The organism is Streptomyces sp. A01, from assembly GCF_059026195.1.
The window spans coordinates 16,159-34,883 of the sequence record NZ_JBWLKN010000048.1; the positions used below are offsets into that span (position 1 = coordinate 16,159).

The window sequence follows — 18,725 nt, forward strand, 5'->3', positions numbered from 1 at the left end:
CGCTGAAGCGGGAGCGGCGACGAGGCCGGGCCGGGGCCGGCGAGAGTCGGGTGTGCGGGGCGGGGCGGGGAACGGCCGCCCGGCCCTGCCCCGCCCCGTCGTACGGGTCCTGCCCTCGCTCAGCTGTCGAAGCCGAGGCCGACCTTGTCCATCGTCCGCAGCCACAGGTTGCGGTTGCCGCCCCGTTCGTCGGCGCGCGCCATCGACCACTGGGTGATGCCGACGCCGGCCCACCGCACGGGCTCCGGCGGGAAGGGGAGCGGTTTGGTGCGCACCATTTCCAGCTCGGTCCGCTCCGTCCGCTCGCCGCTGAGGAGATCGAGCATGACGTCCGCGCCGAAGCGCGTGGCGCCGACGCCCAGACCCGTGTAGCCCAGCGCGTACGCGACCCGCCCTCCGTGCGCCGTACCGAAGAACGGCGAGAACCGGGAGCAGGTATCGATGGCGCCGCCCCAGGTATGCGAGAACCGGACGCCTTCGAGCTGGGGGAAGCAACGGAAGAAGTGGGCGGCGAGCTTCTGGTACGTCGCCGGGTGGTGGTCGTATTCGGCCCGCACGCCGCCGCCGTACCGGTAGACGATGTCGTATCCGCCCCACAGCACGCGGTTGTCAGCAGTGAGCCTGAAGTAGTGGAAGTGGTTGGCGGTGTCACTGAGGCCTTGCCGTCCGCGCCATCCGATGGTGGCGAGTTGCTCGGCGGTCAGCGGCTCCGTCATCAGCGCGTAGTCGTAGACGGGGACGATGTAAGGGCGGACGCGTCGCACCAGTGAGGGGAAGGCGTTGGTGCCGAGGGCGACCTGGCGGGCGCGTACTCGTCCGTACGGCGTGCGCACCGTCACGGCTGCCGGGCCGGACGCCAGCGCTGTGCCAGGGGTGTGCTCGTAGATGCGCACGCCGAGTTCCTGGCAGGCCCGGGCCAGGCCCCAGGCAAGGCGGGCGGGGTGCACCATCGCGACGCCTTCACGGTCCCAGAGCCCGGCGAGGAAGGTGGGCGAGTCGACCTCGGCGCGCACCGCGTCGCGGTCGAGGAACGTCCGCTCCGTCAGGCCGAGCGCTGCGGCTTCCTCGGCGGCCTCGCGCAGTTCGGTGACCTGGTGCGGGGCGGTCGCCACATCGATCTCACCGGTGCGCTCGAAGTCGCAGTCGATGCCGTAGTGGCGCACAGCGGCCTGGATCGCGTCGAGGTTGCTGTCCCCCAGTTCCTCCAGCCTGGGCAGCTCCGCCGGCCAGCGGGCCAGCCCGTTACCGAGGCCATGGGTGAGGGAGGCAGCGCAGAAACCGCCGTTGCGGCCGGACGCCGCCCAGCCGATCCGCTGGCCCTCGACGAGCACGACATCGCGTGAGGGGTCGCGTTCCTTGGCGAGCAGCGCGGTCCACAGTCCGCTGTACCCCCCGCCGACGACGAGCAGGTCGCAGCGCTCGTCGCCGACGAGCGCGGGGCGGGCAGGAGGCCGGGCCGGGTCGTCGAGCCAGTAGGACTTCGGTTCGGCGTCTGCCAGGGATTGGGCAGGGTTCATGGCACTGGGGGCCATGGTTCTCAGCTCCTCTTGCGGCGAGTGGTGGCCAGCTGGCCGACGAGTACGCACAGCACGGCGATGGCGAACATGGCCGTGCCGATGACATTGATTTGAACGGGTGTGCCGCGCTGCGCCGATCCCCAAACGAACATGGGGAACGTCACGGTCGACCCGGCGTTGAAGTTGGTGATGATGAAGTCGTCGAAGGACAGCGCGAAGGAGAGCAGCGCACCGGCGGCGATACCGGGCGCGGCGATCGGCAAGGTGACCCGCAGGAAGGTCTGGGCCGGGGAGGCGTAGAGGTCCTGCGCCGCCTGTTCGAGCCGGGGGTCCATGCTCATCACGCGCGCCTTGACCGCCGTGACGACGAAGCTCAGGCAGAACATGATGTGCGCGATGAGCACCGTCCAGAAGCCGAACTGGATGCCCATGTTGAGGAAGAGCGTGGCCAGCGAGGCGGCCATCACCACTTCGGGCATCGCCATCGGCAGGAAGATCAAAGTGTTCACGGCGCCCCGTGCCCGAAAACGGTAGCGGGCGAGCGCGAAAGCGATCATCGTGCCGAGCACGGTCGCCGCGACTGTGGCCCAGCCGGCGATCTTCAGGCTGAGCGAGAGCGAGCCGCACAGGTCCGCCACACCGCAGGGGTCGGTCCAGGCATCGGTGGAGAAGCGCTGCCAGGCGTAGTTGAAGCGGCCATGGGGCTTGTTGAACGAGAAGACCATGACGACGACGTTGGGCAGGATCAGGTAGGCGAGCGTCGACAAGCCCGCGATGGTCACCACATGGCGGCGCAACCAGCGAACCGGGCGCGTGCCCAAAAGCCCACGGGGCGGGCGGTCGGCGTGCGGAGTGGATGAGGAGCGCGCGGGAGCGGCATCGCACGCTGGTGGCGCGGAGCGAGGCGAGGGGGCGTCATGCATCAGACCAGGTCCTCCGTCCCTGACTTGCGGATGTAGACGGTCACCAGCGCGAGGATCGCCGCCATGAGGATGAAGGACAGGGCGGCGGCCGTCGGGTAGTCCAGAACGCGCAGGAACTGCGACTGAATGACGTTGCCGACCATCTTCTCGTCGGTCGAGCCAAGGAGTTCCGCGTTGATGTAGTCACCGCTGGCCGGGATGAACGTGAGCATGGTGCCCGCGACGACACCCGGCATGGACAACGGGAACGTCACCTTGCGGAAGGCGGTGAACGGCCGTGCGTAGAGGTCCCCGGCCGCCTCATGAAGCCTGATGTCGATGCGCTCCAGGGAGGCGTAGAGCGGCAGGATCATGAAGGGGAGGAAGTTGTACGTGAGACCACAGACGACCGCGAGCGGTGTGGCCAGCACCCGTCCCCCCTCGGTGAACCCCAGCCAGCTCGTCACGTCGAGGAAGTGGACCGCGTTCAGCGCGCCGACGACAGGGCCGCCGTCGGAGAGGATCGTCTTCCAGGCGAGCGTGCGGATCAGGAAGCTGGTGAAGAACGGCGCGATGACCAGAACCATCAGCAGGTTTCGCCAGCGGCCCGCCTTGAAGGCGATGAGATACGCCAGCGGGTAGCCCAGCAGCAGACACAGGGCGGTAGCCGTGACGGCGTACAGCACGGAGCGCAGAAACTGCGGGTGGTAGTCGGCCAGCGCGTCCCAGTACGTCTGGAAATGCCATGTGACCTCGAAGCCCTCCTCCAGCGAACCGGTCTGCACAGACGTGGACGCCTGGTAGACGAGCGGCGCGGCGAAGAAGACCAGGAGCCACAGCAAACCAGGCAGCAGCAGCCACAGGGGGACCAGTCGCTTACGGGTCGCCGCGCGCCGCACCGCTACGGAGGGCGAGGGGGTGCCGGGCGGGGCAGCGGGTGCGTCGGTGGCCGTCACGCGTCCTCCTCCGCCGACGCTGGGCTGACGGCGCCTACGGGGCCGCGCGTGGCTACGGGGCCGTGTTCGTCGAAGCCGTCCGGGCTGCCGGGTGCCTGTGCTCCGTGCCCCGTGCTCCGTGCCGCGTCCAGCGCCTCGGGGCCCCGTGCCCCGTCCTGGGGCTCCGTGCCCCGTGCGGCGCGCTGGGGCTCCATGCCCTCCTTCGCCTTCGTTGGCTCCGTGCTCCGTGCCTCGTCCGCCGCGCGCCCACGTCCCCCGGACTGCCGGGCCTCTTCCACATCCCCGGCTCCCACGACAGCATCCGCGCCCCGGGCCGTTTCCCGGCTCCCCGCGCTCCGTGTCGGCTCCGAGGCCTCCGTGCCGTCCAGGCTCGCGGTTCCGGCGTCGATGTACTGATCCGCGTCCAGGCCGAAGCAGTGCGCCGGGTTCCAGTGCAGGACCACCTCCGCGCCGGGCACCAGCCGGGCGTCGCGCTCGATGTTCTGCTCGTAGACGGCCATGTCCGGGCAGCCAGGGCTGGCCACGACGTACTGGGTGGATACCCCGATGAAGCTGGAATCCACGATGCGGCCGGGAACCCGGTTACGTCCCGCGGGGACGCTCGCCGCGTCATCCATGTGCGTGAGCGATATCTTCTCTGGCCTCACCCCCAGCAGCACCTTCCTCCCGGTGCGCGCGGAGACGGCGGTACATCGCTCGTCGGGCAGCGCGAGCCGTGTCGCCCCGGCTTTAACGGTCAGCACGCCACTCGCCGAGCCTGTCACCTCGGCCTCGATGAGGTTGGAGGTGCCGAGGAAGTTGGCGACGAAGGTCGTGCGGGGGTTCTCGTACAGTTCGGCTGGGGCGCCCAGTTGTTCCACCCGGCCGCCGTTCATCACCGCGACCGTGTCGGCCATCGTCATGGCCTCCTCCTGGTCGTGAGTCACGTGGATGAAGGTGATGCCGACGTCCATCTGGATGCGCTTGAGTTCGAGCTGCATCTGACGCCGCAGCTTCAGGTCCAGCGCCCCGAGGGGCTCGTCGAGAAGGAGCACCTTGGGGTGGTTGACCAGAGCTCGGGCGACGGCGACCCGCTGCTGTTGTCCGCCCGAAAGCTGATGGGGCTTGCGGCGGGCGAAGTCGCCGAGCTGGACGAGGTCGAGCATGTCGCCGACGCGCTGCTTGACGCCCTTGACCCGCCGGCGGCGCAACCCGAAAGCGACATTCTCGTAGATGTCCAGGTGGGGAAAGAGCGCGTAGTTCTGGAACACCGTGTTGACGGGGCGTTTGTACGGCGGGAGAGCGGTGATGTCCTCGCCGGACAGCTCTACGGAGCCCGAGGTGGGCTCCTCCAGCCCGGCGACCATGCGCAGCGTGGTGGTCTTACCGCAGCCGGACGCCCCGAGCAGCGCGAAGAAGGAGCCCGCGGGCACGGTCAGGTCGAGCGGGTGGACGGCGGTGAACGAGCCGAACCGCTTGCTGATCTGGGAGAGGCGGACGTCGCCGCCGCTGCTGTCTGTCATGTGTATCGGTCCCAGGTGTCGTGTCGTGGGTCGAAGCGGAGCGCTTGTTGGGGCGGGGCGGAGCGCCGGGGCTGTGGGCGACGGGGGGGAGCGGGGCGCGCAGTGGCCGGTGAGGACGGCCGCGCGGCGCGCCCGGAGCGGGCGTACGGGGCAGGGTGCACGGAGCCACGGGGCACGGGGCACGGGGCACGGGGCACGGGGCACGGGGCACGGGGCACGGGGCACGGAACGATGGCGTGAACAGGGGCGGCGTGCGTACGAGATGCGTCGTAAGGGTGCGTCGTACGTGACGGGCCATACAGGCCGTACGGACGGCATGGGTACGGGGCGCGTACGGGTGGGTGCGTGCGGGCCGCGGCACGACGTGGGCACTCAGGCGCCGATGAGCTTGGCGAACTTGCCCGCGAACTCCTTGTCCTCCGTGCTCGACAGTGAGCGGAAGGCATGTGACCTCTCGGCCATCTTCTCGTCCGGGAAGATCAACGGGTTGCCGGCGAGCTCCTTGTCGACCTTCGCCAGTTCCTCGCGTGCTCCGTCGACGGGGCAGACATAGTTGATCCAGGCGGCGAGTTCGGCGGCGACCTTGGGCTCGTAGTAGTAGTCGATGAGCCGCTCCGCGTTCTTCTTGTGGCGCGCCTCGTTCGGCACCAGCAGGTTGTCGGTGGACGTCATGTATCCGGCGTCCGGAATGGCGAACTTGATGGCCGGGTTGTCGGCCTGCATCTGCACCACATCGCCGGCCCAGGCGACGCAGGCCGCGATATCGCCCTTGTCGAGATCATTCGTGTAGTCGTTGCCGGTGAAGCGCCGGATCTGCCCGCGGTCGACGCCCTTCTGGAGCCGGGCGATGGCCGCGTCGAAGTCGTCGGCACCACACTTCTCCGGCGCCTTGCCCATGTCGAGGAGGGTCAGCCCGACGCTGTCCCGCATCTCCTGAAGAAAACCAACGCGCCCCTTCAGCTTGGGGTCCTCAAGCAGCTGGCTGACGGAGTCGACCTTCCGGCCGTCAGTCGCCTTCTCGTTGTACGCGATGACGGCGGGAATGCCGGTCCAGGGATAGGAGTGGGCCCGCCCCGGGTCCCAGTCGGGGGCACGGAACTGCTGCGCGAGACCGGCGTACGCGTGCGGCAGATTGGCCTGGTCGAGCGGCTGCATCCAGCCCAGCCGGATCATGCGCCCGGCCATCCAGTCGGTGACGCAGATCAGGTCGCGACCGGTGTCCTGGCCGGCGGCGAGTTGAGGGCTCACCTTGCCGAAGAACTCGTCGTTGTCGTTGATGTCCTCGGTGTACTTGACCCTGATGCCGGTACGGCGCTGGAACGCGTCCAGCGTCGGCCGGCTCTTCTTGTCGTCGCTGACGTCCATGTACTGCATCCAGTTGGAGAAGCTGAGGCGTTTCTCCTCGGCTGAATGGTCCTCAGACGTCGCGGCGTTCTTACGGCCCGCCGGTGGGATGCCGCAGGCGCTGAGGGTCCCGAGCCCGGCCGCCGCCAACGCCCCCACCGCGCTGGCGCGCATCAGTGAACGGCGGGTCATCGCCATGCGGCCGCTGGTCAGGCTGCGGCGTATCTCGGCGAGTTGTGGCGGGGACAGGGATTCGTACTGAGGCTGCTGCTCCATGGGCGAGCCCTTCCGGGGTATCTGGCGTATCGGTCGACGGCGCGCCGTGGGGGCGGCGCGGCCGGGCGGCTGGTTCGGCTGGACGACTGGGGTGTTGTGCGGGGGGTGACAGCGCGGCACGTACGTGGGACGCGTGGGCGCGGGCCGCCGTGGCATCGGTCTGCGCGGATACGGCCGCCGGCTGTCCGGGATCGCGGCAGCCGTACGGGGGACGGTGCGGACGGGGCGCCCGCCATCCGGCGCCAGGCGTTCGGCGTCCGGTTGTACGGCGGTGGGATGCCGGCCGGTTACCGGTCTCCGAAGACCGTGCGGTGCCAATCCTTCCGGGGCGCCGCCGTGTTGTCGTACATGACGTGCTTGACCTGTGTGTACTCCTCGAACGAGTAAGCCGACATGTCCTTTCCGTAGCCCGATGCCCGGTAGCCGCCGTGCGGCATCTCGCTGATGATCGGGATGTGGTCGTTGACCCAGACGCATCCGGCCCTGAGCTCTCGGGTCGCCCGACCGGTCCGGTAGACGTCCTTGCTCCAGGCAGAGGCGGCCAGGCCGTACGGGGTGTCGTTGGCCAGCGCCAGGCCGTCGTCATCGCTGTCGAACGGCACGACGGTGAGAACCGGCCCGAAGATCTCTTCCTGCACGACCTCACTGTCCTGCGGGGCACCGGCGATGAGAGTGGGCAGGTAGTAGGCGCCCCGTGCCAGATCACCGCCTGGCACCGCGCCACCGGTGACCACCGTCGCGTACGCGCGCGCACGCTCGACGAAGCCCGCTACGCGGTCGCGTTGGGCATGGGAGATGAGTGGGCCGAGGTCGGTTGCCGGGTCGAGGGGCTCACCCAGCCGCACGGTGCGCATCAGGTCCGCCACGGCGGCGATGAACGCGTCGTACAACGGCCGCTGGACGTACGCGCGCGTCGCGGCGGTGCAGTCCTGCCCGGTATTGATGAGTGCGCCTGCCACCGCCCCGTGCACGGCCGCTTCGAGGTCGGCGTCGTCGAAGACGACGAACGGTGCTTTGCCCCCGAGTTCGAGGTGCAGACGCTTGACGGAGCGGGTCGCGAGCTCCGCTACGCGCTGACCGACCGCCGTCGACCCCGTGAACGAGGTCATCGCGACAGCCGGATGGCTGACCAGACGCTCCCCCGCCTCACGGCCCGCGCCGGACACGATGTTGATCACCCCGCCGGGAATGCCCGCCTGGGTCGCCGCTTCGGCGAACATCAAAGAGGTCAGAGGGGTGAGTTCGGCAGGCTTGAGGACGATGGTGTTGCCCGCGGCGATGGCAGGGAGGACCTTCCACGCCGCCATCTGCAGCGGATAGTTCCACGGGGCGATGGAGCCGACGACGCCGATGGGCTCACGGCGGACATACGAGGTGTGATCGCCGCTGTACTCGGCGGCGGCCCGGCCCTCAAGGTGACGGGCGGCGCCCGCGAAGAAAGCGGTGTTGTCGATGGAGCCCGGTACGTCGAACTCGGTCGTGAGCTTGATCGGCTTGCCGCACTGGTACGACTCCGCGTACGCGAGTTCCCGCGACCGCTCCGTGAGCTCCGCCGCGAAGCGGTACAGCGCTTCCGAACGCTCTCCGGGGGTGGCACCCGCCCAGGCCGGAAAGGCCTCTTGCGCGGCCGATACGGCAGCGTCGACATCGGCCGCTCCCGCCAGCTCGTACGCGTACACCCGCTCGCCGGTAGCCGGATTGACCACAGCGTGCTTCTGGCCCGAGGTCCCCGCCTGGAGGCGCCCCGCTATGTACTGCGCCCCAGCCGAGAACTGCTCCGTCACGTCGAACTGTTCCATCGCTTCGAACCGCCGTTCCATCCCTGCTGCTCTCCTCCGCTGCCGCTCCGCCCTTGGCTGAGCCAGCCGGACGCGACGTAGCCCCATCCGGAATTGATGGCCGATCCTGACAGAGGAGACCCGCATCAACAAGGGATTCCGTTGTTGCTTTTTGGTTTCACGACGGAATCAGTTAAGGGAGAGAGATCCCGCAGTGTCGGTGCCAGAATGCCCCGCATGGGACAGGCAGAGACCGCGCTGACCGCGCTGACCGCGGGCCGCGGGCCGCGGGCCGCTGAGCGTGGCGGAGCTCATCGACCGTGCGAACCGCGGCGAGCGCTTCGAGTACGCGTACTTCTGGGGGCACCAGCCGCGCCGTGACGGGACCGTCGGCGCCGAGTGCTTCAGCCAGTGGTGGCCGGCACCGTTCACCGTCGAGGGCCTGACATACGCGACCGCGGAGCACTGGATGATGGCGGGCAAGGCCCGGCTCTTCGGTGACGCGGAAGCGGAACAGCGGGCACTCGCGGCCGCCCACCCCCAGCAGGTGAAGAACGTGGGCCGTTCAGTGCGCGGCTTCGACGAGGCGACGTGGGCGGCTCGGCGCTCCGATCTGGTCGTCGAGGGCAGCGTGCACAAATTCGGGCACCATGCCGGGCTCCGCGACTATCTGCTGGGCACAGGATCGCGTACTGGTGGAAGCGAGCCCTGTGGACCGGATCTGGGGCATCGGCCTGACCGCCGACGACGCCCGCGCCGCAGCACCCACCCAGTGGCGCGGACTCAATCTGCTCGGCTTCGCGCTGATGGAGGCACGCCGACTGCTGTCGTGACGCGACACGCCGCGCAGGACAGCGGGGGTGACGGGGCAGGGGGCACGGGGCACGGGGCGGACCAGTTCGTCTCGCCCCAGCGACCTGCCACCGGTCGGCGGAACCCGAGCCGCGGTCTCTGAGCCTCTGCTGCGTTATTCGCCCAGCGCCGGTGCCGACGGGACCGATGGGAGCGCGAGCACGCTCACGCTGTCGTAGTACGGATCGTTCCGACGGCGGTCGTCGTACGGCTCCTCGTCTTCCATTGAGACGTAGACGAAGATCATCACCACGCTCGCCACGCAGGCGACCACGCCGAGGATGATGCCGGCCAGCGCCGAGCTCCCGTTGTTCGCCTCGCCCCGTTCCGCCTTGGCTCGCCCGAGCACACCGAAGACGATCGCGAGCACGCCGAGAATGACGCCGAGGATGATGCTGAAGAACAGCACGAGGCCAACGATGCCGAGGACGAGAGCGGCTGTTCCGTGTGCGTTGTTGGGCCAGTGCGCCGTGGAAGCCCATGGCTGGCCGTACGGCATGGCCTGGTAACCAGGCGCCACTCCCGGATGCCCGCTGCCGTACGGGGCGTATCCGTAAGGGCCAGCCCCGTACACACTCTGCCCCTGCCCCGAGTGGCCATACGGGGCGGCCGGATACGCAGGATAGGCGCTCGGCGTGCCAGGACCGGTCGGCGCGTTGGGCGGCGGTGGCACCGTGCCGGAGCCCGCTCCGCCGCCCGGCAGCCAAGCAGCGGAAGCGGAGCCGACGACGGGCGCGCCAGGGGACGTCCAGCCGGCGTTCGGCATGGACATGGACGTCATCGTCGGCTGCTCAGCCACGGGAGCTTGCGGCCCCTTACCGAGTGCCGCGGGACTCTGTTCCGGCGGGGCCCAGGGGTCGCGGACCCTCGGCTGCGTCCGGGGCATCGCTGCGCGTGCTTCGTGCCCGTTCGGCTGCCCGGACGGGGCGGACTCACGGGTCTCGTCGGGCCGGTCGGCCTGGTCGACCTCAGGAGACTGGTCGGCCTCGTGGGACTGGTCAGGCATCTTTCCCCCATCAGACGTTCGGTCATGTTACGGCCTGCTGTTACGAGGCCGGTGGCCCAGTCCTACGATGACCCGAGCCCGTCCTTGCCGGCCATTCCCCAGGAGATTCAGTTGACCGATCTCACCGCCTTCATCGCCGGACTGCCGAAGGCCGAACTGCACGTCCACCATGTCGGCTCCGCATCGCCGCGCATCGTTGCCGAACTCGCCGCGCGGCACCCGGACTCCAAGGTTCCCAAGGACCCGGCGGAACTGGTCGACTTCTTCACCTTCCGGGACTTCGCGCACTTCGTCCAGGTCTACCTCTCCGTTGTGGATCTCATCCGCGACGCCGAGGACGTACGCCTGCTGACGTACGAGATCTCCAGGGACATGGCGCGGCAGAACATCCGCTACGCCGAACTGACCGTCACCCCCTTCAGCTCTGTCCGGCGCGGTATCCCCGATGTCGCGTTCGTGGAGGCCATCGAGGACGCGCGCAAGGGCGCCGAGACGGACCTGGGCGTCACCCTGCGCTGGTGCTTCGACATCCCGGGCGAGGCGGGCCTGGAATCGGCCGAGGAGACCACGCGCATCGCGCTGGACCTCCAGCCCGAAGGACTGATCAGCTTCGGCCTGGGCGGACCGGAGATCGGTGTGCCGCGCCCGCAGTTCAAGCCGTACTTCGACCGTGCCATCGCCGCCGGTCTCCACAGCGTGCCGCACGCCGGGGAGACCACGGGGCCGCAGACCATCTGGGACGCCCTCACCGAGCTGCGCGCCGAACGCATCGGCCACGGCACCACAAGCACCCAGGACCCCGAGCTCCTGCGGTTCCTGGCCGACCACCGCATCCCGCTTGAGGTGTGCCCGACGTCCAACATCGCGACGCGCGCGGTGGCCACGCTGGACGAGCACCCGATCAAGGAGATGGTCACAGCCGGCGTGCTGGTCACCATCAACAGTGACGACCCGCCGATGTTCGGCACCGACCTCAACACGGAGTACGCGGTGGCGGCCCGGCTGCTGGACCTCGACGCGGCTGGAGCCGCGGCGCTGGCGAAGAACGCCGTGGAGGCGTCGTTCCTCGATGCGCCGGGGAAGGCGAAGCTGGCCGCGGAGATCGACGCGTACACGGCGGCGGCGCGGCTCTAGGCGGAGCCCAGGGCACCGTGCTGCTCCGTTCGGCGCGGTGCCCTGGGAAGCGTGGTTCGCGTACGCGCGCTCGTGAACGTTACGGTGCCGTTCCGCGCGCAGCCGGCACGTGCCGTCGTCGCCCGCGCACCACGGGCCAAGGCGACAATGGCCGCATGTTCACCAGGACCGCACCACGCGTCACCACGTTCACCGCTGTCGCGCATCGCGGCGACCCGTACGCGCACCGCGAGAACACCCTGCCGTCGATCCGCTCCGCGGTGCGTACCGGAGCGGACGCCGTGGAAATCGACGTACGGGTCACCCGCGACGGCGTGCCCGTACTCCTGCACGACACGACCCTCAAACGGCTATGGGGGCACGACCGCGCTCTCGCCGACCTCACCACCGAGGACGTGCGGACGGTCACCGGCGACGGGGTACCGACCCTGCGCGACGCCCTCGCCGAGATGACGCAGGGCACCCACACCGCGCGCACGATGATCGACCTGCCTTCGGCGTCGGCGGTGCCGGCCACCATGGCCGCGGTCGAGGAGGCGGACGCCGCGGAACGCGTCTACTACTGCGGCAATCTTGGCGCGCTCCGCGCGGTTCGCCTGGCGGACCCGAAAGCGGAGATCGCCTTCACCTGGACGACGCTCGTACCACCGCACCCCGAGTTGATGGCGGAGCTGCGTCCCCGTTGGCTCAACTACCGGTTCGGCATCGTCTCGCGCGAACTGGTCGAACGGGCGCACGCGGACGGCATGCTGGTGTCCGCCTGGACAGCGGACACCCGGCGAACGATGAGGCGGCTGCTCCGCGCCGGTGTCGACGCGATCACCACGAACCGCATCGGCACACTGTGCGGGCTCATCAACCGCTGACCTGTCGTGCCGAGGCTTCACCAAGCCCCGAGCGCCCCCATACAAGCTCCGTCCCCCAGGCGGGGGCGCGCCGCGAGCCAGGCGCGCCCCCGCCCCAGAGCCTCGGGGAAACCGGTGCGTGTCAGGCGTCCAGCGACGTCATCACGTGCTTGACGCGCGTGTAGTCCTCGAAGCCGTACGACGACAGGTCCTTGCCGTACCCGGACTTCTTGAAACCACCGTGCGGCATTTCGGCGACCAGCGGGATGTGCGTGTTGATCCACACACAGCCGAAGTCCAGAGCCTTGGACATGCGCATCGCGCGCGCGTGGTCCTTGGTCCACACCGACGACGCGAGGGCGTACTCCACACCGTTGGCGTAGGAGATCGCCTGCTCCTCGTCCGTGAAGGACTGGACGGTGATGACGGGGCCGAAGACCTCCTTCTGGATGATCTCGTCGTCCTGCTTCACGCCGGAGACGACGGTCGCGGCGTAGAAGTAGCCCTTGTCTCCGACCCGCTGACCGCCGGCCTCGACCTTCGCGTGCGCGGGCAGCCGGTCGATGAAGCCGACCACCTGCGCGAGCTGGTTGGCGTTGTTCAGCGGACCGTAGAGGACGTCGTCGTCCGGGGCGCCGGTCTTCGTGTCGGCGGCGGCCTTGGCCAGCGCGGTCACGAACTCGTCGTGGATCGCCTCGTGCACGAGCACGCGCGTGGCGGCCGTACAGTCCTGGCCCGCGTTGAAGAAGCCCGCGACCGAGATGTCCTCGACGGCCTTGGCGATGTCGGTGTCCTCGAAGACCACGACCGGGGCCTTGCCACCGAGCTCCAGGTGGACCCGCTTGAGGTCCTTCGAGGCGCTCTCGGCGACCTGCATCCCGGCCCGTACGGAGCCGGTGATGGACGCCATGGCGGGCACCGGGTGCTCCACCATCAGGCGGCCGGTGTCACGGTCGCCGCACACGACGTTGAAGACGCCCTTGGGGTGACCGAGCTCAGCGAGCACGCCGCCGATGATCTCCGCCATCAGGACAGTCGACGCCGGAGTGGTGTCGGACGGCTTGAGCACGACCGTGTTGCCCGCGGCGAGCGCCGGGGCGAACTTCCATACGGCCATCATCATCGGGTAGTTCCAGGGCGCGACCTGCGCGCACACCCCGATCGGCTCCCGCCGGATGATCGAGGTCAGCCCCGCCATGTACTCACCGGCAGAGCGCCCTTCCAGCATCCGCGCCGCGCCCGCGAAGAAGCGGATCTGGTCGACCATCGGCGGGATCTCCTCGGACCGCGTCAGCCCGAGCGGCTTGCCGGTGTTCTCGGACTCCGCGGCGATCAACTCCTCCGCCCGCTCCTCGAAGGCGTCAGCGATCTTCAGGAGCACCTTCTGGCGGTCGGCCGGGATCAGGTCACGCCAGGCCGGGAACGCGGCCTCAGCGGCCGCCATAGCGGCGTTCACGTCCGCCTCGGCGGACAGCGGCGCGGTGGCGTACGGCTCTCCGGTGACCGGATTGACCACGTCCGTGGTCCGCCCGTCCGCGGCGTCCCGGAATTCCCCGTCGATGTAGTTGCGCAAACGACGCAGCTCGGTGGTCACAGCCACCCCTCCTAGTCACATGTCCGATGGGTGAGACACCCACCCTAACCGCCCTGGCAACGCTTTCGACATACCCACTCTCCAGAAACAACGGAATCAGTCACCCGAACGCTCCTGAACAACGAATTTCATCTGTTTGGGGTTGCGACACGGCCGAGTCCTCGTGCACAGTGAGGCACGTGGTCACACCTGACAAGAACAGCTCGCCCTCGATCGACTCCGTCTCGCTGGCGATCATCGAGCAGCTCCAGGAGGACGGGCGCCGCCCGTACGCCGCGATCGGCAAGGCCGTGGGCCTGTCCGAGGCGGCCGTCCGGCAGCGCGTACAGAAGCTGCTCGACCAGAACGTGATGCAGATCGTCGCGGTCACCGACCCTCTCACCGTGGGGTTCCGGCGCCAGGCGATGGTCGGCATCAACGTCGAAGGCGACCTCGATCCGGTGGCCGACGCGCTGACGGCCATGGAAGAGGTCGAGTACGTGGTCGTCACCGCCGGCTCGTTCGATCTCCTGATCGAGATCGTCTGCGAGGACGACGACCACCTCCTCGAAATGATCAACAAGCGGATTCGCACGCTGCCCGGCGTGCGCTCCACCGAGAGCTTCGTCTACCTCAAGCTCCGGAAGCAGACCTACACCTGGGGAACGAGATAGCCATGAGCGCCGACGCCGCCTCCACCACAAGTAACTCCAAGACGGCGTACGACCACCTGTGGATGCACTTCACCCGCATGTCGTCGTACGAGAACGCCCCCGTGCCGACCATCGTTCGCGGCGAGGGCACCTACATCTACGACGACCAGGGCAAGCGCTACCTCGACGGCCTGGCGGGGCTGTTCGTCGTGCAGGCCGGCCACGGCCGCGTGGAACTCGCCGAGGCCGCGTACAAGCAGGCACAGGAGCTCGCCTTCTTCCCGGTGTGGAGCTACGCGCACCCCAAGGCGATCGAACTGGCCGAGCGGCTGGCCCACTACGCGCCCGGTGACCTCAACAAGGTCTTCTTCACCACCGGCGGCGGCGAGGCCGTCGAGACGGCGTGGAAGCTCGCGAAGCAGTACTTCAAGCTCACCGGCAACCACACCAAGTACAAGGTGATCTCCCGCGCCGTCGCCTACCACGGCACGCCGCATGGCGCCCTGTCCATCACGGGCCTGCCCGCCCTCAAGGCCCCGTTCGAGCCGCTGGTCCCCGGCGCGCACAAGGTGCCGAACACGAACATCTACCGGGCGCCCATCCACGGCGACGACCCGGAGGCCTACGGGCGGTGGGCAGCCGACCAGATCGAGCAGCAGATCCTCTTCGAGGGCCCGGAAACCGTCGCCGCCGTCTTCCTGGAGCCGGTACAGAACGCCGGCGGCTGCTTCCCGCCGCCGCCCGGCTACTTCCAGCGAGTCCGCGAGATCTGCGACCAGTACAACGTGCTGCTCGTCTCGGATGAGGTCATCTGCGCCTTCGGCCGCCTCGGCACGTACTTCGCGTGCGACAAGTTCGGTTACGTGCCGGACATCATCACCTGTGCCAAGGGCATGACCTCCGGCTACTCCCCCATCGGGGCGGCCATCATCTCCGACCGGATAGCCGAGCCCTTCTTCAAGGGCGACAACACCTTCCTGCACGGCTACACCTTCGGCGGCCACCCCGTCTCGGCCGCCGTCGCGCTCGCCAACCTCGACATCTTCGAGCGCGAGGGCCTGAACCAGCACGTGCTCGACAACGAGGGCGCCTTCCACTCCACCCTCTCGAAGCTGCACGACCTTCCGATCGTCGGCGACGTGCGCGGCAACGGCTTCTTCTACGGCATCGAGCTGGTGAAGGACAAGGCCACCAAGGAGACCTTCAACGACGAGGAGTCCGAGCGGCTGCTCTACGGCTTCGTCTCGAAGAAGCTGTACGAGAACGGTCTCTACTGCCGCGCCGACGACCGCGGCGACCCGGTCATCCAGCTCTCGCCTCCACTGATCGCCGACCAGTCGACGTTCGACGAGATCGAGCAGATCATTCGCGGCGTCCTCACGGAGGCCTGGACCAAGATCTGACCCCGATAACGGAGCACGGGGCCGCACCAGCGACCGCCCGCCCCGTGCTCCGTCAGCGGCCGTGCCCCGTGCCCCGGACGGGGCACGGGGCACGGGGCGTTCGGCCGCCCGGCGGCACGGCCTGCCCGTCCACATGACCGATCAGTGAAGACGACGGTGGTAAGACTGCTGGGGTGTACGTGACTGACGCGTACCGAGGGCGGGTTCGGCCGCCGCACTGGCCCAGCGGCAGCGCATCGCGAGATCGCCGGTTTCAGCTCCCGCTGTGGACGCCTCCGGAGCGGCCCCAGCGGGTCTTGTCGCGGACCTGGCCGGCCTCGCTCCGTGGCGTGGTGCTGCCCGCCGTGTCGCGCACTCCGCTCCCGCACACGTCGGTGAGCGCTGATTGGCGGGTCCTACGAGGGGCTAATCGGAGGAACGGCGCCGTGTGCGCGCCGCGCCTGGAGGCCGCTGGGGCGTCCGGGTCCTTACCGTGCCAGTGACCGATCTTCCCCGTCTTCGTTCACCCAGCCAGGGGAACGCGGACATTCGTCAGTAACCGAGGTGCTTCCATGGTGGCTCCGCCGGACAACGACGTCCTCTGGGCGCGCGCACTGACCTACGCGTACAAGGGCTCCCCCGCGCTGACGGGCGTTTCCCTGGGCGTGGGAGAAGGCGAGATCCTCGCCGTCACCGGACCTCGTGGTTCCGGAAAGACCACCCTGCTCAAGTGCCTGTCCGGTCAGCTCGTGCCGGACAGCGGTGAAGTGTGGTTCAACAGCGCCCCCGTGCACACTCTGACGGCCCTCGGGCGGGAACAGCTGCGGCGTGACCGCTTCGCATGGATCGCGTCGGAGCCGTGCCTCGTCCCCGAGCTGAACGCCTGGGAGAACGCCGCGCTTCCCCTGATGCTGCGGGGAACGGGACGCAAAGCGGCGAAGATCGCCGCCCAGGAATGGCTTGACCGCCTTGACGTCGGCGACTGCGCCCGCAGCCGTCCGGCCGCTCTCCTCCAGTCGCAGCGGCAGCGTGTGGCGGTCGCCAGCGCACTCGCCGCAGAGCCGACCGTGCTCTTCGCCGACGAACCCACGGTGCCGCTGCACCACACCGACAGCGCCCAGGTTCTGCGCACCATCACGGCTGCGGCCCGCTCGCACGGTATGACCGTGGTTCTGGCCGGCCACGAGCCGGAAGTGGCATCCCTTGCTGATCGCACCATCGCACTTCTCGACGGCCGCCGTGTCGGCTCCGTCCCTGCCCACGACACGGAGGGCAGCACGGCGTGCTCAGTCTCCGTCTAGTCCTTGGCGCCGGTCCGCTGGCCCAGGTACGGCGGTCACTGGTCGTTGCGGCGTCCGCAGGGGCTGGTTTTCTGTTGCTGTGCGCGCTCGGATACGCGCTGCACCACCCGCACGAAACAACCGGTTCCTTCACCCGGTTGCTGTGGTGTGCCGTCCCCATCGCGGCAACCGTTCATCTCGCGGTGGCCGTGACGCGCGCCGACCGGAGTATCCGCCCCGCTCCAGGACTGGCCGCCGCCGGGTGCGGGCCCGTGCGGCTAACCCTGCTCGCCGCAACCTCAGCCGCACTGACGTGCGTGGTCGGCAGCATGCTGGCCCTGTTCGTCTTCCTGTATCTACGCGGCAGTATCCTCGACTCACCCCTGGACGGGGCGACGATTGACGCCTTGGCTGTCGGGCACCGCCTGCCAGTCGGCGCGACCCTCACGCTTCTCACCGTGCTGCCGGTCGCAGCTGCCGTCACCACCGGGCTCACGGTGCGTCCCGCCTTCGCGCCGAGTGGCCGAGCGCGGAGCACGGTAGGCGAGGGGAACCCGTCACCGTCGTCTTCCCTTCTCCCAGGTTCGGCCTTGATCGCGTCCTCGGCTCCGTTGACGTCCCGGCCCGCGGACGCCGCCGAGATCGGCTCCACTCATTCAGGAACGAGCACGACTGACGGTGGCGATACCGTCCTCCACGATGCCGCTCGTATGCCGGGACTGGAAGTCTCCGGAGCGTCACCCGCCCATGCGTCCCTTGCGACGGCTCCGTCCGCGTCTCAAGCCATGTCGCCGAGCTTCTCGGCCACTCCCAGCGCCGCAGGCTCTGGGAGCCCGCTCTCCGCCGCCAACGCACCCACGCCCGCCGAAACGTCCGGTCTGCCCTGGGGCGTCGCTCTGATCGCTACGGGGCTGGCGCTTGAGGCCTACATCAGCCATGACGCGGCCACCACTGAGGCCCTGCTTCCCGTGCCGGGCCGACTCGGCGGTGCCGCAGCCGGAGTACTGACCGCGTGGGCACTGGCCACCGTGGGCCTCATCCTGATGGGGCCAGGTCTCACCCGCGCCTGCGGCAGGCTGCTGGCAACCGGGCGTCCGGGTGCCGTCCGGCTCTTGGCCGGTCGTGTTCTCCAGGAGGATTCGGGGAGGCTCGGCCGGCCGCTCGGGGTGCTGTGCGCTGTCGCCTCCAGCGCGTACATCGCCGTCAAGTCGTACGACGCGGTGCCCGAACTCACGGGCGGACGACCGTTCGGGCCTCTCACAGGGCTTGGTGCGGCCCTCATCATGGGCTGCGCCACCGCTACCGCACTCACAGCGGTTCTGGAGGCCAAGCACGCACGCGAGGACTCCACACAGGCTCTCCTCCAGCTGGGAGCGCCGCGCGCTTGGCTACGGGGCGCGGCAGTGCTGCGGGGAGTAGCCCTCCTGGCTGTCCTGGCGGTCCTCGCCTGGCTGGTCGCTGAACTCGCGACCATGCCACTCACGCGCTGATGTGCCTTGCTCGTGCGCTGGTCGGTCACTAGTCCACGGCCACTCGCCTGCGGCCCGATCGCCCGCACGAGCCCACCGCCCCAACGCTCCACGACCGCCACGGCGGCACCGGCCGTCCGCCCGCAGGCGAACCGTCACGCGAAGGGCGCGGAACACAGCCGTGCTCCGTGCTCCGTGCTCCGTGCTCCGTGCTCCGTGCTCCGTGCTCCGTGCTCCGTGCTCCGTGCTCCGTGCT

13 protein-coding genes and 2 pseudogenes are annotated in these 18,725 nt (G+C 69.1%); 7 read left to right on the forward strand and 8 right to left on the reverse strand.

Annotated features, from left to right (window positions below; all coding sequences use genetic code 11):
- Positions 1-119: 119 nt before the first annotated feature.
- The 6 genes and pseudogenes from AC5P1B_RS34375 to AC5P1B_RS34400 all read right to left on the reverse strand — a co-directional run bounded on the left by AC5P1B_RS34375 (position 120) and on the right by AC5P1B_RS34400 (position 8,317).
- Positions 120-1,532: an NAD(P)/FAD-dependent oxidoreductase gene (locus AC5P1B_RS34375; RefSeq protein WP_493891946.1), complete on the reverse strand. Its 1,413-nt coding sequence runs from the start codon at positions 1,530-1,532 to the stop codon at positions 120-122.
- Positions 1,533-1,537: 5 nt separating this feature from the next.
- Positions 1,538-2,440, reverse strand: a complete 903-nt coding sequence (locus AC5P1B_RS34380) for an ABC transporter permease (RefSeq protein WP_493891947.1) — start codon at positions 2,438-2,440, stop codon at positions 1,538-1,540.
- On the reverse strand, positions 2,440-3,375 hold the full coding sequence (locus tag AC5P1B_RS34385) for an ABC transporter permease (protein WP_493891948.1): 936 nt from the start codon (positions 3,373-3,375) through the stop codon (positions 2,440-2,442). Before AC5P1B_RS34385 ends, AC5P1B_RS34380 begins: the two co-directional genes overlap by 1 nt.
- Before the next feature lie 362 nt (positions 3,376-3,737).
- Positions 3,738-4,877 (reverse strand): annotated as a pseudogene (locus AC5P1B_RS34390) (ABC transporter ATP-binding protein); the annotation flags it as partial.
- 372 nt (positions 4,878-5,249) lie between these two features.
- Positions 5,250-6,497 (reverse strand): polyamine ABC transporter substrate-binding protein, encoded by a 1,248-nt coding sequence (locus AC5P1B_RS34395; protein WP_493891949.1) that lies wholly within the window; start codon positions 6,495-6,497, stop codon positions 5,250-5,252.
- 287 nt (positions 6,498-6,784) lie between these two features.
- Positions 6,785-8,317 carry a gamma-aminobutyraldehyde dehydrogenase gene (locus tag AC5P1B_RS34400; protein WP_493891950.1) on the reverse strand — a complete coding sequence of 511 codons (1,533 nt, stop codon included), beginning with the start codon at positions 8,315-8,317 and terminating at the stop codon, positions 6,785-6,787.
- A gap of 253 nt (positions 8,318-8,570) precedes the next feature.
- Between AC5P1B_RS34400 and ybiA the strand changes: the two are divergent.
- A pseudogene (ybiA, locus tag AC5P1B_RS34405) lies at positions 8,571-9,108 on the forward strand (riboflavin biosynthesis intermediates N-glycosidase).
- A gap of 134 nt (positions 9,109-9,242) precedes the next feature.
- Here the strand turns inward: ybiA and AC5P1B_RS34410 are convergent.
- Complete coding sequence (locus AC5P1B_RS34410) at positions 9,243-10,133, reverse strand: DUF4190 domain-containing protein (RefSeq protein WP_493891951.1); 891 nt, start codon at positions 10,131-10,133, stop codon at positions 9,243-9,245.
- Between the two features lie 111 nt (positions 10,134-10,244).
- On the opposite strand from AC5P1B_RS34410, the gene AC5P1B_RS34415 reads away from it, so the two are divergent.
- Together AC5P1B_RS34415 and AC5P1B_RS34420 are read left to right on the forward strand one after the other, a co-directional pair.
- Positions 10,245-11,267, forward strand: a complete 1,023-nt coding sequence (locus tag AC5P1B_RS34415; protein ID WP_493891952.1) for an adenosine deaminase — start codon at positions 10,245-10,247, stop codon at positions 11,265-11,267.
- A 155-nt stretch (positions 11,268-11,422) separates the two neighbouring features.
- The gene (locus AC5P1B_RS34420; protein ID WP_493891953.1) at positions 11,423-12,133 is read left to right on the forward strand and encodes a glycerophosphodiester phosphodiesterase; all 711 of its coding nucleotides are present in this window, start codon (positions 11,423-11,425) and stop codon (positions 12,131-12,133) included.
- A 121-nt stretch (positions 12,134-12,254) separates the two neighbouring features.
- Here the strand turns inward: AC5P1B_RS34420 and AC5P1B_RS34425 are convergent, their stop codons facing one another.
- Positions 12,255-13,706 carry a gamma-aminobutyraldehyde dehydrogenase gene (locus AC5P1B_RS34425; RefSeq protein WP_493891954.1) on the reverse strand — a complete coding sequence of 484 codons (1,452 nt, stop codon included), beginning with the start codon at positions 13,704-13,706 and terminating at the stop codon, positions 12,255-12,257.
- A gap of 179 nt (positions 13,707-13,885) precedes the next feature.
- Here AC5P1B_RS34425 and AC5P1B_RS34430 point away from each other — a divergent pair, with 179 nt between their 5' ends.
- The 4 genes from AC5P1B_RS34430 to AC5P1B_RS34445 all read left to right on the forward strand — a co-directional run bounded on the left by AC5P1B_RS34430 (position 13,886) and on the right by AC5P1B_RS34445 (position 18,490).
- Positions 13,886-14,359, forward strand: coding sequence for an Lrp/AsnC family transcriptional regulator (locus tag AC5P1B_RS34430; protein WP_493891955.1), 474 nt, complete (start codon positions 13,886-13,888; stop codon positions 14,357-14,359).
- Positions 14,360-14,361: 2 nt separating this feature from the next.
- Positions 14,362-15,741, forward strand: coding sequence for an aspartate aminotransferase family protein (locus tag AC5P1B_RS34435; protein ID WP_493891956.1), 1,380 nt, complete (start codon positions 14,362-14,364; stop codon positions 15,739-15,741).
- A gap of 551 nt (positions 15,742-16,292) precedes the next feature.
- A complete protein-coding gene (locus tag AC5P1B_RS34440) occupies positions 16,293-17,021 on the forward strand; it encodes an ABC transporter ATP-binding protein (protein ID WP_493891957.1) in 729 nt (242 codons plus the stop codon).
- A gap of 764 nt (positions 17,022-17,785) precedes the next feature.
- On the forward strand, positions 17,786-18,490 hold the full coding sequence (locus AC5P1B_RS34445) for a hypothetical protein (RefSeq protein ID WP_493891958.1): 705 nt from the start codon (positions 17,786-17,788) through the stop codon (positions 18,488-18,490).
- Positions 18,491-18,725 lie beyond the last annotated feature (235 nt).